Raw genomic sequence first — 15,618 nt, 5'->3', positions numbered from 1 at the left:
CAAGCCCGGACCCTTAAGGATGGAACTGCGCTGACGCGCATTTGCATCCGTCAGATCGGGATCGGAGACAAGCCATGCCCATGATCGCAGTTTCGGTATCGCCGCAGCAGGCCGCGCAGATCCGCGCAGCCGTCGAAAACGGAGGGTATGCCTCCGGCAGCCAGGTCGTCCGCGAGGCGTTGCATCTCTGGTCCGAGACCCGCAAGGCCGACGGATCGGCGGCTGCTGCGGACGACAAGTCCCCAACCTTCACGCTGGGCGACGAGGCCTATGCCGGGCGCGTATGCATCGCCGAGCTTTTCGACGCGCACCGCAATCGCTCGCGCGCCTGAGGCGTCATAAAACCTTCATTGAACTGTCATTGAAAAATAAGGGTTTGTTGACGGCTTTTCGTCAGGCTGTTCCGGTATTTAATGTATTGCATACCGGGAGAGTTTTTCATGACCGCTTTAGCGACCGTTGGCGCGGAAGTCGTGCGCCGTTTTGCCGACGACCAGCTTGTGTCACTCGCGAAACTGGTCGTCGAAACGGCCTTCCAGCCGATCGTCGAAGCGGGCACCGGCGCCGTCTTCGGCTATGAATCCCTGCTGCGCGGCTTCGACCGCATCGGATTCACCAGCCCGCTCGACTTCCTCGACCATGCCGCGACCACCGGCCATCTGGTCGCGGTCGAACAGATGCTGGCCAGCCGTTCGCTCGCCAAGTTCGCCACCCTCCCGGATTTTGCCTCGACGACGCTGTTCCTCAATGTGGACGTCCGCCTCATCCCTCAGGGCGAGGAGATCATCGAGCGTCTCGTGCGCCATCTCGCCAAGAACGCCATTCCCCCATCCTCCATCTGCTTCGAGCTCTCCGAGCGCTTCGACAACACCCGCGTCCCGGAATTCGGCGGCTTCTTCGAAAAGGCCCGCAAGGCCGGCTTCAAGCTGGCGATCGACGACTTCGGCGTCGGCCATGGCGAGACCAAGCTCCTTTGCGACTATCCGGTCGACTACATGAAGATCGACCGCCACTTCGTTTCCGGCATCGACCGCAGCGGCCGCAAGCGGCATCTCTTCAAGCACCTGGTCAACATGGCGCATGTCTTGGGCGTCCGGGTGATCGCCGAGGGCGTCGAGACCGAGGCCGAGTTCCTGGCCTGCCGCGAATACGGCGCCGATCTTGTGCAGGGCTGGTACATCGCCAGGCCGACGACCGCGATTGCCGAACTGCGCCAGTCCTTCCCGCATCTGCAGGAGGTCGGGCGTCCCAAGCCATCGCTGCAGTCGCTCGACGAGATCCTCATCCGCAAGCAGGTGGAAGTCCTGCCGGTCGTCCACGAAAACGACGGCATCGAGGAGGTCTTCACCCATTTCCGCCAGAACCCCAAGCAGGCTTTCTTCCCGGTCTTGAACGCCAATGACGAGCCGCGCGGCGTCATCCACGAGCATCACCTGAAGGAATACATCTACCAGCCCTTCGGCCGCGACCTTCTGAAGAACCGTCTCTACGAGCGCACCATCGCCAATTTCGTCGACCGCGTGCCGGTCGTCGGCCTCGACAGCAATGCCGAAAGCCTGATGGCGACCTTTGCCAATGTGGAAGGCGCCGACTGCATCATCCTCACCGAGAACATGCGCTATGCCGGCGTCATCTCCGCCGCTTCGCTGATCAAGATCATCAACGAGAAGCAGGTCCGCATTGCCCAGGACCAGAACCCGCTGACGGGGCTTCCCGGCAACCGCTCGATCCGCGACTTCATGCAGATGAGCGCACGTGACGGAGATGAGAACCGCTTTTTCTGCTATTGCGACTTCGACACCTTCAAGCCGTTCAACGATCATTACGGCTTCCAGGCAGGCGACCATGCGATCGCGCTTTTTGCCCGCCTCATGCACCGCTATTTCTTCTCGCAGGGCGATTTCCTCGGCCATATCGGCGGCGACGATTTCTTCATCGGATCGTCGAGCCGCAACCGGGCGGAAATCGCCGCGGTGCTCGCCCGCCTGCAGCAGGATTTCCGCAGCGATGCGGCCGAACTCTATTCCGAGGCCGACCGCGCCGCCGGCGGCATCTTCGGCCATGGGCGCAGCGGCGAAAGCCAGTTTTTCCCGCTTCTGCGCTGCTCGATCGCCGTCATCGAACTCCCTTGCGGCCTTGTCATCGAGGACATCGGCCGCATCAGCGCCGCGATCGCCGACATCAAGGGCGAGGCCAAGGAGAGCGATGCCGGATTGGTTTTCCGCGAGATTTGATCGACGATTGACGGGTGAAATCGGCGGTCAGCGCCCTATAGTCTCTTTTGAGGACGTATGAGTCGCAGCCTGAAAGGGGGAGTTATCCGTGTCATTGCCCGAAAAGATGCGCTACGTGGCGCTTGCCGCGCCCGGCGCGCCGGAGGTCATGCACCTTGCCGACGGCCCGTTGCCGGAGCTGAAGTCCGGCGAGATCCTTGTCAAGGTTGAGGCGGCGGGCGTCAATCGTCCGGATGTCGCCCAGCGCCAGGGCACCTATCCGCCGCCGAAAGATGCAAGCCCCATCCTCGGTCTCGAGGTTGCCGGCACGGTCGCCGCCATCGCCCCGGATGTCGACGGCTTTTCCATCGGCGATCCGGTCTGTGCGCTCGCCAATGGCGGCGGCTATGCCGAATATTGCGCCGTCCCAGCCGGTCAGGCGCTGCCTTTCCCCAAGGGCTACGATGCACTGCGCGCCGCCGCAATCCCGGAAACCTTCTTCACCGTATATGCCAACCTGTTCATGATGGGCGGGCTGAAGGCAGGCGAGAAGGTGCTGATCCATGGCGGGTCGAGCGGCATCGGCACGGTGGCGATCCAGCTCGCCAGCGCCTTCGGCGCCGAGGTCTATACGACTGCCGGCTCGAAGGAGAAGTGCGATGCCTGCGTCGAGCTCGGCGCGAAGCGCGCCATCAACTACCGCGAGGAGGATTTTGCCGCCGTCATCCGCCAGGAGACCGGCAAGGCCGGCGTCGACGTCATCCTCGACATGATCGGGGCCTCCTATTTCCAGCGCAACATCGGCTCGCTCGCCCGCGACGGCCGCCTCGTCATCATCGCATTCCTCGGCGGCGCGGTTGCCGAGAAGGTCGACCTGACCTCGATCATGCTCAAGCGGCTGACGGTCACCGGCTCGACCATGCGCCCGCGCACCGCAGACGAAAAGCGCGAGATCCGCGACCAGCTGTTGATGAAGGTCTGGCCGCTGCTCGACGAGGGCAAGGTCGCCCCCGTCGTCCACACCACCATGTCCTTCGCCGACGTCGTCAAGACCCACCGCCTGATGGAATCCAGCCGCCACATCGGCAAGATCATGCTGGAGATGTGAGCCATACCGGTTCCTTGTATTGCTGCTCAAATGAACTATATTAAGGGTCAATTGAGTTCAATTCAGGTGGCTGAACATGAGCGAACCGGCACTGGCAACGGCGAAACACCCGGCTGGCAACAGCGAGCGGGACGAAAATATCTCGATCTCCGATCACCTCGACCTCTTCCATTCGCCCGCCTGGATGCGTGTCGGCCTGATCCGGGCCGGCGTGCCCGCGCGTGACGTCAAGGCGCTTCAGGAACGGCTGAACATGCCGCAGGGCCTGCTGCTCGACAGCCTGAGGATTTCCCCGGCGACCCTCAATCGCAAGGTGGGCCGCAAGGACAACCTTTCGCCGGAAGACAGCGAGCGCGTTGTCGGCATCGCCAAGATGATCGGGCAGGTGGAGGAAATCGTCCGCCAGTCGGGCGAGATCGAAGGCTTCGATGCGGCGCAGTGGCTCTCCGAATGGCTGCAGCAGCCCGCACCGGCGCTTGCCGGGGCAAGGCCGCTCGATTTCCTCGATACCGTCGAGGGGCAGGCGATGGTCTCCGGTCTGATCGCCCAGATGCAGAGCGGGGCCTACGCATGACGGCAAGCGTTTGGCGTATCGCCACGGATACGCCGGACTACGAGGCCGACGACCTGTCCGGCGCCGGTGCCCAGGCCACCGGTGGCCGCTGGAACGAGAAGGGCTCCGCCGTTCTCTACTGTTCAAGCTCTATCGCGCTCGCCGCGCTCGAAACGCTGGTGCATCTCGGCTCCGCCGGGCTGCCGCTGAACCGCTATCTGGTCCGCATCGACATTCCCGATGACGTCTTCGCCGCCGCCGAGGTCCTCGATGCCACCACGGCGCCGGTCGGCTGGGATGCGCGGCCGCCGGGCCGGGCGAGCATCGCCTATGGCACACGCTGGCTTGCCGGACGCAAGACCCTCTGCCTCGTCGTGCCCTCCATCATCGCGCCGGAGGAAACCAACATTCTCGTCAATCCGCAGCATCCGGACATCGGCCGGCTCACTGCCACCAAGCTGCGCCGCTGGGACTACGATCCGCGGCTGCGCGGCGGTCCGGGCCCGGCATGAGGCCGCGCGTGCCATTTGCGGTCGGGAGCCGCGCCGCAGCATGAACGAAAACACCATCCACCGCCTTTTCGAGGTGAGCGTCATCCTCAAGGGCCTGCATGCGGCCGCCGAATGCATCGGCGGGCTGATGCTCGCCTTTGTCAGCACCGGCTCCATCCTCGGGCTGGTCAAATGGATGACCCAGAGCGAGCTGCTCGAGGATCCGCATGATTTCGTCGCCACCCATCTGCTTGCCTGGGCCCAGGGCTTTTCCGTCGGCACCAAGACCTTCTACGCCTTCTATCTGTTGAGCCACGGTCTGGTGAAGCTCCTGCTCGTCGCCGGGCTCTTGAAGGAAAGGCTCTGGGCCTATCCGGCCTCGCTCGTCGTGATGGGCCTCTTCATCGCCTACCAGCTCTACCGCTTTTCCTACACCCACAGCCTCTTCCTGATCGTGCTCACTGTCTTCGACATCGTCGTCATCGCACTCATCTGGCACGAATACCGCCTCATGCGCCGCCATCTGCCGGTGCGGTGAAGGGGAGGGGTGCACCCTTCCCAAGCCGCCGCCGATCCTCTATGTACGCGGCCAAAACGCCCCGTCAGAACGGCCCGAAGGAAATGGTCATGGAAAATCCGGTCCTCGTCGAAGTCACCCGCGGAAATCGCGTCGAAAGCCGTCATCGCGGCATCATCGCCGTTGTCGATGGCGATGGCGCGGTCGTGTGGTCGAAGGGCGATATCGACAGCGCCGTCTTCCCGCGCTCGGCCTGCAAGGCGATGCAGGCGCTGCCGCTCGTCGAAAGCGGCGCGGCGGATGCCTATGGCTTCGGCGACAAGGAGCTCGCCTTTTCCGGCGCGTCGCATTCGGGCGAGGCGGCGCATGTCTCGCTGGCGGCCTCCATGCTGGCCCGCGCGGGCCTTTCCGAAGACGATCTCGAATGCGGCGCCCACTGGTCCTTCTACCAGCCGGTCGCCATCGAGCAGGCGCGCGAAATGGCGGTCCCGACCGCGCTCCACAACAACTGTTCGGGCAAGCATTCCGGTTTCCTGTGCGCCTGCGCCCATTCCGGCACGCGGCTGAAAGGCTATGTCGGTTACGAACACCCGTTCCAGGGCGAGCTGCGCGGCATCATGGAAAACCTGACCGGCGCCGTCCATGACGCCGACATCTGCGGCACCGACGGCTGCTCGATCCCGACCTATGCCATTCCGCTGAAAAACCTCGCCCACGGTTTCGCAAAGATGGCAACCGGCACCGGGCTGGAACCCGTGCGCGCGAAAGCCGCCACGCGGCTCCTGAACGCCGCCATGGCCGAACCCTTCTATGTTGCCGGCACCAACCGTTTCTGCACGCGGCTGATGGAAGCCGTGCCCGGCAAGGTCTTCGCCAAGGTCGGCGCCGAAGGCGTCTATTGCGCCGTCATTCCGGAAAAGGGCATCGCTGTCGCGCTGAAATGCGAGGACGGCGCCGAGCGTGCGGCAAACGCCATGGTGGCCGGCACGCTCGCCCGCTTCTTCGACGAAGGCAGCACCGAGAAGACGGCCCTTCTCGGGCTCGCCAGCCATGCGATGCACAACTGGAACGGCATCCATGTCGGCGACGTCCGCATTGCAGGACCGCTCGCAAACTGATCGCCGTCTCATCGAGTCTGGATGTATTCCCGCCTGCCAGTTCATCTTCCGGTAGCGGATTGTGCCGTTCTGGCACGGCTTTACGCGCCATAGCGCTGCACCCGCCTGTCGTCGTCGCGATCCGTCAACCAGCCGCAGAGGCTTTCCTGCGGGCGTTTTGCGGAGATGATAGTCTTCCTTTCGTCATGCAGCAGGGTTCGGCCCTCGTGGCCGGCCGCGTTGCATCAATGTGGCACGAAGGCGCCGCCGCCGCTTCGTTCGGCGCGGGGAGAGGGAGACCCGCCGGTGTTTGCAGGACGCTATGTCTGGTGGATGTTGATGGCGGTCACCGCGTTCCTGTTCTTCGCGGTGTTCTATCCCTATGTCGTCTGGTTCTTCGCGGCGCTGACTGAATGTTCCGCGACACCCGAGGGCTGTGCCGGCCAGTCCGCCTTCTTCAACGGCTTCCTGAAACCTTTCGGCCTGACGATGACGGCTGTCGGCGTCTTCGGCTGCAGCGCGGCACGCATCCTCTACCTGCGCCTTGCGCCCGCCTGGATCGCCGCGATCGGCATCTGGCTCGTCGCATCCGCCGGCAAGCTCATGATTCTCGCATCGCTGTGGAGCGGCGCCCCGCGCCCGGCCGTGCTTATCGAAACCACGCCGCAGCAGGTCCTGTTCCTCGCTGCCCTGCTCGTCTTCCTCGCGTTTCCGATCGAATCCTTCAAGGAATCGTCAAGCCCGCCCTGGCGGGTGGCCAACTGGCTCGCCGCCCTTGCCGCCGCTTGGTCGTGCATTGCGGCGTTCGCCGGAATGGAAGAGCTGCCTGCGCTTCTCCACCGACTACCCGGCCCAGGCCTAGCCGTTTCAGCTGTTGAGTATCTGCAAGGCTTCGGAACGTCGCTTGCCGGTATGGGCGGGCTCGTTTCCAGTCCTGCGCTGTCGATGTTCATCGTCTACTTCGGCGTCCTGGCGCTCCTCGTCATCCTCAGGATACGCCCGGCGGTGACGTCGCTGGCGCCTCCGCCGGCAGAAAAGCCGAGACGCCGGCGATATCCCGTGCCCCTGCGCCCGGCCCGCTGAAGAGGCGCCGCGGCCGCTACACCGGCAGGACTTCCGCCTCGCGCTTCATCATCATCGCCTTGAAGGCCGGACGCGACTGGCAGCGCGCCAGCCAGTCCTTTACCTTCGGGTGGCTGTCGAACAGAGCGGTCTGCGTCTGCGCATAACGCAGCACCTCCGCCATGTTGAGATCGGCGACGGTGAACCGGTCGGCAGCGAGATAGGGGCTCTCACTCAAGCGCTTTTCCAGGATTTCGAACGGCTTGGCGAGCAGCAGGACCGCCTCGCGGATCGTCCGTCGGCCGTCCTCCGTCCCTTCCGCCTCGTTGTCGTAGGTCAGCACGATCCTCACGCTCTGCGGTTCGATCTGGGTGGCGGCAAACAACGTCCACTGCGCGATCATGCCGTCCTCGCTTGCATCGGCGCCGGCAAGCGGCCCGCCATGGCGACGGGCGAGATAGAGGTTGATCGCCAGCGATTCCGTCAGCACCAGCCCGTCGTCCTCCACCGCCGGGATCTGGCCCGCGGGATTGACGGCGAGGAAGTCCGGCGAGCGTGTGTTGATCGGCGCGCCGGCGGCTTGCGGATCGGCAAGCAGCCGCGCCTGGACGACGGGGACCGAGCGGTGTTCGAGGCCGAGTTCCTCGGCCATCCAGTAATTGCGCGAGGCGCGCGAGTGATAGACGCCGTAGATCGTCAGCATGCCGGGCTCCGTAGGGCTCCTGTGGGTCGAAGCAGAGACTAACCGGGCAGGCGGCGCGCGGGAAGCGGCCGGCCGATGACTTTTCGGCAGGCACCCATCACGCTGTCTGATGGATCAGCCCTTGACGACCCGGTTCCGTCCGATCGTCAGATGGTCGTAACCGCCGGCGTCCTCGGCGAGCTCGCCGGTCGCCTTTTCCAGCCAGCGGAAGCCGAGCACTCCGCCCTCCGCGACATCCTGGAACAGGTTGTCGGAAATAAGTGCGCTGCCAGCGCCTTCGACGACGCTGACAGCGCAGCCGACCGGCGTACTGCGGACCATGTTGCCGGTGGCGACGAGATTGCGCAGATAGGGCCCCCAGCCCAGCGATATGCCCCAGTGCGGCGCATTCTCGACGACGTTGTTGGAAATGACGGTGTCGGCCTCCGCCGCAATCCCGTAGCCGAAGCCGCCGTCCTGCTCGTAAGGCCCGGTCGCCGACAGGTTGCGGACGATGTTGCCGGTGACGACGGCAAGTCTGCCGCCATTGTCGAAGTTGACGATGGAAATGCCGTTGGCGGCTCCGTCGACCAGGTTGCCGGAGACCAGCGCGCCCTCGAAGCCGAATTCCGAATAGATCGCCGTCTCGCCGGAGTTCAGGCACTGGTTGTTGACGATCTGCACGTCCGAGCCGGCGTTCGAGCGGATCGCGGAAAAGGCGCAGTCGGAGACGTGGTTTGCGGAGATCAGCACATTGTCGGCGCGGAAGACATTGATGCCGTTGCCGTTCTCGCCCGTGCCTCCGGCCTTGGCGCTGATCCTCCGCACGCGGTTGCCGGAGACCATGCTGGCGTCCGGACCTTTCGTCCAGCGGTGGACGAGGATGCCGCCATTGCCGCAATCCTCGACGATGTTGTCGGCGATCGCCATGCCGGTGCACTCGACCGCGTAGACGCCGGCATCGCCGGCGCCGGCGATCCGGCAGTCGCGGACATGCCCGCCGCAGCGCTCCAGCTGCAGGGCGTGCTTTGAAGAGCCGCGGATCTCGCAATTGTCGAAGGTGACCTCGCTCACCGCGCGGGCGTGGATCAGCGCCGGGGCATAGTCGGCGAGCCACCGCTGCCCGCCATCGATGACGAGATTGGAAAAGCTGACGCGCTGCACCTCGTTGGCGGCGAACAGGTAACCCTCGCCATCATAGATAATGCGCGTCTGGCCGGCGACGCCGGTGATGTGCACGCCGTCCGGCAGTTCGATGTTTGAGATCGCATAGTCGCCCGGCGGCAGGAAGACGGGAGCGCGGTTGCGCGTCGCCTCCTTCAGGAGATCGCTGAACGTCCTGCTCTTGCGATCGGCCGCGGCCGGCAGGTAGCCGGCCGACGCCTTGCCGATCGGCCCGCGCAGCACCGTGTCCGCGACGCCCGGCGCCTGGGCGCTGGCGCGGCTCGAAAGTGCGGCTGCGGCTGCGGCGGCAAGTCCCGCCATGAACGTGCGTCTTTGAAACATCCCGTCACTCCTTGCCATCATGGCAGCACAAAGCGTGCCAGACGGACATGTCCCGAAATGGGACAAATTGCGGGGTCGGACGACTTTCGCAGGCGGGGTTGATCTATATCAACGAGCGCCGTCCCGGAGCCGCTAGATTGAAATCCGCAATGACCGGGACGCAATGACGACGACTTCTTCAGTCGATGTCCGGCGCATTTCCTGGGAGCGGCCGGTGCCTCTCGAAAAGGCATTGGCCTGCTGGAAACTAAGGTGTCATTCGAGCTGTTGTGGCGACGGCGATGAATGACAGCGCCAGTGATGCTGCCGACAGGAATGGGGCTTCCTGCTCGGCGATATTGTCGGCTACCGGTCATTGCGTCCTTTCTCCCGGCGCTTTCGCGGTTCACGCGGGCGCCGGTTTCTTTTTGCGCACAGCTTTGCGACTCCTTAACCACGATCCGATTTCCGGCGTGCCTGCCGGCAGTCTCGGCCTCCATGGTCGCCATTCGCAACCCCCGGTTAATGCTGTGGCTCTATAAATCACGGTTGAGGAAATGTTTCACTGGTCGATCATGAAGAACAAGTCGCCGCAATTTTCGAAATGGAGCGCGACGGGCAGAACCGGCCCCGACCGGCTTGCCGATGTGATGACCGACCGCCTGCTTTCGGCAGGCCGCGCCCTCAACAGCCACGCCATGGTGATCGGAAACCAGCAGATCTCGGCGCTGCCGCGCGAGGCCTGGCTGGAAGAGATTTTCGAGGTGACGCCCGACTATCTGTGGGCCAAGGACCGTCAGAGCCGCTACGTCGTCGCCAATGCCGCGATGCTGGCCGACACGCCCTTTGCGACGGCCGAGGAGATCGCCGGCAAGACCGATTTCGACATCCACGACAAGGCGATGGCCGAACAGTTCTTCGCCCGTGAACAGCAGATCATGGCAAGCGGCAAGTCGGAAATCGGCCGGACCGAACGGATCATCGATGCTCATGGCAAGGTGAAATGGGTGCTGACCAGCAAGGTGCCGGTCTGGTCGGAAACCGGGGAGGTGATCGGCGTCATCTGCTGCGGTCACGACATCACCGCCCGCAAGCTCGCCGAAGACCTGCTCAAGGGCCAGTCGGCGCTGATGGAAATGATCACCCTCAGCAAGCCGGTCGAAACCATTCTGGAGGAGCTCCTGCGCCTGATCGAGGGGCTGCTCGACGGGGTGATGTCCTCGCTTCTGCTTCTCGATGAAACCGGAACGCATCTGCGCAAGTGCGCCGCGCCGACGCTGCCTGTCGCCTGGAGCGACCTGATCGACGGCGTCAAGATCGGTCCGTCCGTCGGCTCTTGCGGAACGGCCGCCTGGACCGGCAAGCCGGTGATCGTCGAGGATATCTTCACGAACCCGCTCTGGGCGGACTATTGCGAGCTGGCCCGGCCGTTCGGCTTGCGATCCTGTTGGTCGACGCCGATCTTCTCGCATGACGGCCGCGTGCTCGGCACGTTCGGCCTCTATTCGCTGCAAGCCGGGGCGCCGGACGATTACGCCAAGTCGCTCATCCAGTTCGCAACCGATATTGCCGGCATCGCACTCGACCGCAAATATGCCGAGGACCGCATCCGCTTCATGGCGCTGCACGACACGCTGACCGGCCTGCCGAACCGCGCGACGCTGCAGAAGAACCTGCAGGAGACCATCGATGCGGCCCGCATCGCCGGCGAGGGCGTGATGGTCGCCTATATCGACGTCGACAATTTCAAGATGGTCAATGACAGCCTGGGGCATGCTGCCGGCGATGAGGCGCTGCGCAGCGTCGCTGCGAGGCTGGGCCAGTCCCTGCCGTGCCTCGAAGCGGCCTACCGCATGGGCGGCGACGAATTCCTGGTCGTCATGCGGGACCGGGATCCCACCTGCACGAATGCCTGGGAAAGCCTTCTCGCGATACACCGCAAGCTCGCCGATCCGATCCTGGCGGCGGGCACCGACTTTTCCATTACCTGCAGCGTCGGCGCGTCCGGGTTTCCCGCCACGGCCGGCGACATGGAGGCGCTGCTGGCCCAGGCCGACGCCGCCATGTACCGCGCCAAGGCCTTCGGGCGCGACAATTGCCAGCGCTACAATGCCGACATGGAAACCAATGTGCGCGAGCGGCTGGCGCTGCACGAGGAACTGCGCATCGGCATCGAGAACGACCAGTTGCGGCTGGTCTACCAGCCGCAGATCGAGCTTGCCTCTGGCCGCATCGTCGGCCTGGAGGCGCTGGTGCGCTGGCAGCATCCCCGGCGCGGCCTGATCCCGCCGGCGATTTTCATTCCGGTTGCCGAGGAATCCGGCCTGATCTCCCAGCTTGGCAGCTGGGTCTTGGCGGAAGCCTGTCGCCAGAACCGGCTCTGGCAGGATGCGGGCCTGCCGCAAGTCCCGGTTTCGGTGAATGTCGCTGCACGTCAGTTCCGGGAGCAGGGCTTCATCGACGTGGTGCGCGATGCGCTCGCCGCCAACCGGCTGAGCCCCGCAAGCCTCGAGGTTGAGGTCACGGAAAGCCTGATCATGCAGGACCTGCCGCACGCGGTCGCCACCATGGAGGAGCTGGACGCGCTCGGCGTGCGCATCGCCATCGATGATTTCGGCACTGGCTATTCCAGCCTCAGCGCGCTCAAGCGCTTTCCCGTCTCGCGCCTGAAGATCGACCAGTCCTTCGTCGCCGGCCTTCCGGGCGACGAGAGCGACGCGGCGATCTGCTCGGCGGTCATCTCTATGGCGCAGAAGCTCAACCTGAAGGTCATCGCCGAAGGCGTCGAGACCATCGCGCAATCCGCCTTCCTGCGGTCTGCGGGCTGTGACCAGATCCAGGGCTACCTGATCTCGCGGCCGGTCTCGCCGGACGACATCGCCGATCTCCATCGCCAGCGCCGCTTCTGAGCGCTCTTGCCAGAAATGCCGCTTCATCGCAGCTTGGCATGATCAGGCTGTGCAGGGGGCTGGCAATGACGAAAGGCAGGCTGGAAGCGTTTTCGGATGGCGTGATCGCCATCTTCGTCGGCGTGGCCGCGACATGGCTCATTCCCGATCGCCGCTTCGAGCGGGTCCTGGCCGGCAAATGAGCGACAAAGATATATAGAAAACGATATTTGTTTGTCCTGGATCAATGCCCGGACCACGCCAACGCCTAGCCTTCCGCCATCAACGATGGACTGGAGGGCTTTACATGTTCCGTCTTGCTGCAATTCTCTATGTGCTGATCGCCTCCGCGCTCGCCGGCGCCGCCGTCGTCGCGGTCCTGTCGATGTCGATGATGGATGCGCGCTCGATCGTCGCCGCAGCGGTCGCGGGTGCCGTCATCGCCTTGCCCGCCACCTGGCTGGTCACGCGGCGGATATCTGCGACCGTATCACGCTGAGCTTCGCCGCTGTCTGACACGACAGCGGAAGCGGTAGGCCAAACAGCGCGTTTACCACGCAAGACGGCCATCTCTAAGCCGTCTTGCGCAACCTAATATTTATCAATTTCGCCTAACCTCTCCGCAAAGAGGGGATTGTCGAGTTGTACAGTTTCAAATTGCAAATGGCGGACTGGATACAGGTCGCCGCAGCGTCTGCCGTAGGCACTTTCGTGTGCATAGTGCTGACGTTGCTGTTTGACGTGGACGTGTTGATCGAGGTTCCGGCAGGCCGACGCTTATGGGCCGTGCTCGACCATATGTTTGTGCCGCTCGTGATCGCCTTCCCGAATTTCCTGCTGGCCTCCTGGAAGATCGCCCAGTTGCGCGTGGCGCGCCGGGCGCTTGAGGTCCTGGCCATGACCGACGGGCTGACAGGCACGTTGAACCGCCGCGCCTTCGCGTGCCAGGTGGATGAGACGCTGCGCCGGCCGGTCAAGGGTGAGAAGCAAGACCGCATCGATGCGATGATGGTCGTCGACGTCGACCACTTCAAGCGCGTCAACGATACCTTCGGGCACGAGGTCGGCGACCGGGCGCTGCAGACCGTGACCAGTGCTGTTGCCGCAAGCCTTCCCCAGGGCGCCCTGTTCGGCCGCCTCGGAGGCGAGGAGTTTGCGGTCTTCATGCATGACACGGTGCCGTCCGTCGCCACGCTTGCTGCGGAAAACATCCGTCTGGCCGTGGCCACCTCCAAGTTCGAGGTCGGCGGCGTAACCTATCCGCTGAACGTCAGCATCGGCGTTGCCTGCGCCGACAATGCCGGCGGCTTCCGCGACCTCTACCATCAGGCGGATCTCTGCCTTTATGCGGCCAAGGAAGACGGACGCAATCGGGTCGTTGCGAAGCGCCTCTCCATCAAGAGCAGGGCGGCCGCCTGACGCCGGCGTCTGCCGGCTCCACCCAAGTCAGTTTCGCGCCAGCGCAACATGGAAGAGTGCCGCCGGATCATATCTGGTGACAGTGGGCGATTATGCTTTGCAATCTTTCTTTTCGGCGTCATGGGCTGCGCATCGGCGCGGTCCTTGCGATCTGCAACGGGCTGCAGGGATGCTATGTCCTGCCCGATACCGGCGCGACGGACCCCGACCGCTTCGTCGCCGAGACCTGGCCGGTCTATTACGAGCAGACGCCGAAGCAGAAGAAACATGTCGCCGACGCCGTCGTCGATTCGGTCGCTTCCACCTTCGGTCTCGACCAGGTGATCTGGGACGACGAGTATCGCGGCCGCAAGCTCCTCGCGAAGGAGACCTATGCGGGCAATGGCGGCCAAGTCTACCAGCCGGCCGGCGCTGGCGCTCCTTATTCCACGTTGCCGGTCATTCCGGGCGATCAGCCGGTCTACAAGTCTGCGGAAGAAGCATCAGGCTGCGACGTAGTGTGTTGAGCGCGTCGCGGATCTCCGGCGGGCTGTCGAGCGCGCAGCCGACGGCCTCCATCACCGGCTGAACCGCTTTCCGCGTCTCTGCCTCCATCGCCTTGCCCTGGTCGGTCAGCGTGATCACCACCTGCCGTTCGTCGCGGCTGTCACGCCGTCGGGTGATCAGCCCGACCTGTTCCAGCCGCTTCAGGAGCGGTGACAGCGTGCCGGAATCGAGCATCAGCGCCTCGCCGATCGCCTTGACGGTGAGGGGGCCTTTCTCCCACAGCGCCAGCATGACCAGATACTGCGGATAGGTCAGCCCCAGCGGCTCGAGCACGGGCTTGTAGGCGCGGGTGAAGGCGTGGCTCGCGGAATAGATCGCGAAGCACAGCTGGTTTTCCAATGTGAACGGGTCTTTGCTCATCGTCTTGTCCTGGCCGGCTCGCCGTGCCGATCTCTCATGTTTCCATTGTTTCAGGCTTGACTCCCGAATGCAACGCGGTAAATTGAATTGTGTCCAATTTAATTTTGCACTAATTAAAGGAGCCTCGATATGGCAATTCTCTACCGGACCCAGGCCACCGCCGTCGGCGGTCGTGCCGGCAATGCGAAGTCGGATGACGGCGTTCTCGACGTGACGCTGACCGTGCCGAAGGAACTCGGCGGTGACGGCGCGCGCGGCACCAATCCGGAGCAGCTGTTTGCCGCCGGCTATTCCGCCTGCTTCACCGGCGCGCTGGGTGCTGCCGCCCGCAACGCCAAGGTCAAGCTGCCGGCGGATACGACCGTAACGGCCAAGGTCGGCATCGGCCCGCGCGACGACGGCACCGGCTTCGGCATTGAAGTTTCGATCGAGGCAAGCCTTCCGGGCATGGAGCGCGAACTGGCCGAAAAGCTGGTGGCCGACGCGCACATCATTTGCCCCTACAGCCACGCCATGCGCACTTCGACCGAAGTGAGCGCCACGTTGGCCGGCTGAGGTTTCTGATAAATCTCAGGACAATTCCGCGAGATCATGCCGCAGCCGGTCGAAATCCAGCTGCGGCCTTTCCTTTTCCAGTTCCTGGTGAACCGACTTCCACACCCACAGCGCGTCGGCGAGCACCGAAGCACCGTCTTCCGTCAGCACCAAGAGCCGCGAGCGGCGGTCCTTCGGGTCGGCTTTGCTGGTGATCCACCCCCGCTTTTCAAGGGGTTTGAGTGCGGCCGTCAGCGTGGTGCGGTCCATGGCCAGCAGGTTGGCGACGGAACCGAGCGTCGGCGGCTCCGGCCGGTTGAGCGACATCATCAGCGAAAACTGCCCGTTCGTCACGCCATAGGGCTTCAGCGCATTGTCGAAGCGCCGGGCCAGCGCCCGCGCGGCGCGCTGCGCATGCAGGCACAGACAATGGTCGCGGACATGGATGGTGGTGGAATAGGGAACGGGTTGCTTGTTTGACATTGTCATATTATGTTGATATCAACTCAAAAGTCAAGTGAAACATATCGCATGCACTATGCATCATTCCGGCGCGTTGCGCGAGGTCCGGAATGCGCTCGTGCGCGATCCCATTACCCTTTCAGGGAAACGGTCCCCGAACAAGCCCTTGGGCGGCCATGAAAACCGATCAAACGCCGGAAG

Annotated in this window: 17 protein-coding genes; 13 read left to right on the top strand and 4 right to left on the bottom strand. The window is 63.9% G+C overall.

Translation table 11 applies throughout. From position 1 onward, the window contains the following. The first annotated feature begins 74 nt into the window (after positions 1-74). The 8 genes from ACU5AY_RS12100 to ACU5AY_RS12065 all read left to right on the top strand — a co-directional run bounded on the left by ACU5AY_RS12100 (position 75) and on the right by ACU5AY_RS12065 (position 7,062). Positions 75-332, top strand: a complete 258-nt coding sequence (locus ACU5AY_RS12100) for a ribbon-helix-helix domain-containing protein (protein ID WP_446826392.1) — start codon at positions 75-77, stop codon at positions 330-332. Positions 333-440: 108 nt separating this feature from the next. Next, positions 441-2,234, top strand: a complete 1,794-nt coding sequence (locus ACU5AY_RS12095) for a bifunctional diguanylate cyclase/phosphodiesterase (RefSeq protein WP_446824959.1) — start codon at positions 441-443, stop codon at positions 2,232-2,234. Positions 2,235-2,340: 106 nt separating this feature from the next. Beyond that, positions 2,341-3,321 carry an NAD(P)H-quinone oxidoreductase gene (locus ACU5AY_RS12090; protein WP_446829008.1) on the top strand — a complete coding sequence of 327 codons (981 nt, stop codon included), beginning with the start codon at positions 2,341-2,343 and terminating at the stop codon, positions 3,319-3,321. Positions 3,322-3,397: 76 nt separating this feature from the next. Next, entirely contained in the window at positions 3,398-3,895 is a 498-nt protein-coding gene (gene parS / locus ACU5AY_RS12085) for a type II RES/Xre toxin-antitoxin system antitoxin (protein ID WP_446826391.1), read from the top strand. Then, positions 3,892-4,386 carry an RES family NAD+ phosphorylase gene (locus tag ACU5AY_RS12080; protein WP_446826390.1) on the top strand — a complete coding sequence of 165 codons (495 nt, stop codon included), beginning with the start codon at positions 3,892-3,894 and terminating at the stop codon, positions 4,384-4,386. Before parS ends, ACU5AY_RS12080 begins: the two co-directional genes overlap by 4 nt. Positions 4,387-4,426: 40 nt before the next feature. Continuing rightward, the gene (locus ACU5AY_RS12075) at positions 4,427-4,903 is read left to right on the top strand and encodes a DUF2127 domain-containing protein (protein WP_446826389.1); all 477 of its coding nucleotides are present in this window, start codon (positions 4,427-4,429) and stop codon (positions 4,901-4,903) included. Positions 4,904-4,992: 89 nt separating this feature from the next. Continuing rightward, a complete protein-coding gene (locus ACU5AY_RS12070) occupies positions 4,993-6,000 on the top strand; it encodes an asparaginase (RefSeq protein WP_446826388.1) in 1,008 nt (335 codons plus the stop codon). Between the two features lie 285 nt (positions 6,001-6,285). Beyond that, positions 6,286-7,062, top strand: a complete 777-nt coding sequence (locus ACU5AY_RS12065; RefSeq protein WP_446826387.1) for a hypothetical protein — start codon at positions 6,286-6,288, stop codon at positions 7,060-7,062. 16 nt (positions 7,063-7,078) lie between these two features. Here ACU5AY_RS12065 and ACU5AY_RS12060 read toward each other — a convergent pair whose 3' ends face one another. Next, positions 7,079-7,744, bottom strand: coding sequence for a glutathione S-transferase family protein (locus ACU5AY_RS12060; RefSeq protein WP_446826386.1), 666 nt, complete (start codon positions 7,742-7,744; stop codon positions 7,079-7,081). A 114-nt stretch (positions 7,745-7,858) separates the two neighbouring features. Continuing rightward, on the bottom strand, positions 7,859-9,229 hold the full coding sequence (locus ACU5AY_RS12055; RefSeq protein WP_446826385.1) for a TIGR03808 family TAT-translocated repetitive protein: 1,371 nt from the start codon (positions 9,227-9,229) through the stop codon (positions 7,859-7,861). A gap of 536 nt (positions 9,230-9,765) precedes the next feature. On the opposite strand from ACU5AY_RS12055, the gene ACU5AY_RS12050 reads away from it, so the two are divergent. From ACU5AY_RS12050 to ACU5AY_RS12035, 4 genes are all read left to right on the top strand, one after another. Next, the gene (locus ACU5AY_RS12050; protein ID WP_446826384.1) at positions 9,766-12,117 is read left to right on the top strand and encodes a putative bifunctional diguanylate cyclase/phosphodiesterase; all 2,352 of its coding nucleotides are present in this window, start codon (positions 9,766-9,768) and stop codon (positions 12,115-12,117) included. A 286-nt stretch (positions 12,118-12,403) separates the two neighbouring features. Then, positions 12,404-12,595: a hypothetical protein gene (locus ACU5AY_RS12045; RefSeq protein ID WP_446824950.1), complete on the top strand. Its 192-nt coding sequence runs from the start codon at positions 12,404-12,406 to the stop codon at positions 12,593-12,595. Positions 12,596-12,759: 164 nt separating this feature from the next. Then, complete coding sequence (locus ACU5AY_RS12040) at positions 12,760-13,515, top strand: GGDEF domain-containing protein (protein WP_446824949.1); 756 nt, start codon at positions 12,760-12,762, stop codon at positions 13,513-13,515. Positions 13,516-13,607: 92 nt separating this feature from the next. Continuing rightward, positions 13,608-14,021: a hypothetical protein gene (locus tag ACU5AY_RS12035; RefSeq protein ID WP_446824948.1), complete on the top strand. Its 414-nt coding sequence runs from the start codon at positions 13,608-13,610 to the stop codon at positions 14,019-14,021. Here ACU5AY_RS12035 and ACU5AY_RS12030 read toward each other — a convergent pair. Then, on the bottom strand, positions 13,954-14,421 hold the full coding sequence (locus ACU5AY_RS12030) for a MarR family winged helix-turn-helix transcriptional regulator (RefSeq protein WP_446826383.1): 468 nt from the start codon (positions 14,419-14,421) through the stop codon (positions 13,954-13,956). The genes ACU5AY_RS12035 and ACU5AY_RS12030 overlap by 68 nt on opposite strands. 129 nt (positions 14,422-14,550) lie before the next feature. On the opposite strand from ACU5AY_RS12030, the gene ACU5AY_RS12025 reads away from it, so the two are divergent. Further along, a complete protein-coding gene (locus tag ACU5AY_RS12025) occupies positions 14,551-14,976 on the top strand; it encodes an organic hydroperoxide resistance protein (protein ID WP_446826382.1) in 426 nt (141 codons plus the stop codon). Positions 14,977-14,991: 15 nt separating this feature from the next. Here ACU5AY_RS12025 and ACU5AY_RS12020 read toward each other — a convergent pair whose 3' ends face one another. Beyond that, positions 14,992-15,438, bottom strand: a complete 447-nt coding sequence (locus ACU5AY_RS12020; RefSeq protein WP_446826381.1) for a MarR family winged helix-turn-helix transcriptional regulator — start codon at positions 15,436-15,438, stop codon at positions 14,992-14,994. Positions 15,439-15,618 lie beyond the last annotated feature (180 nt).

The organism is Rhizobium sp. PAMB 3174 (assembly GCF_052908375.1).
The sequence above is the reverse complement of the archived record's forward strand: the minus strand, read 5'-3'. Positions and strand labels throughout refer to the sequence as shown.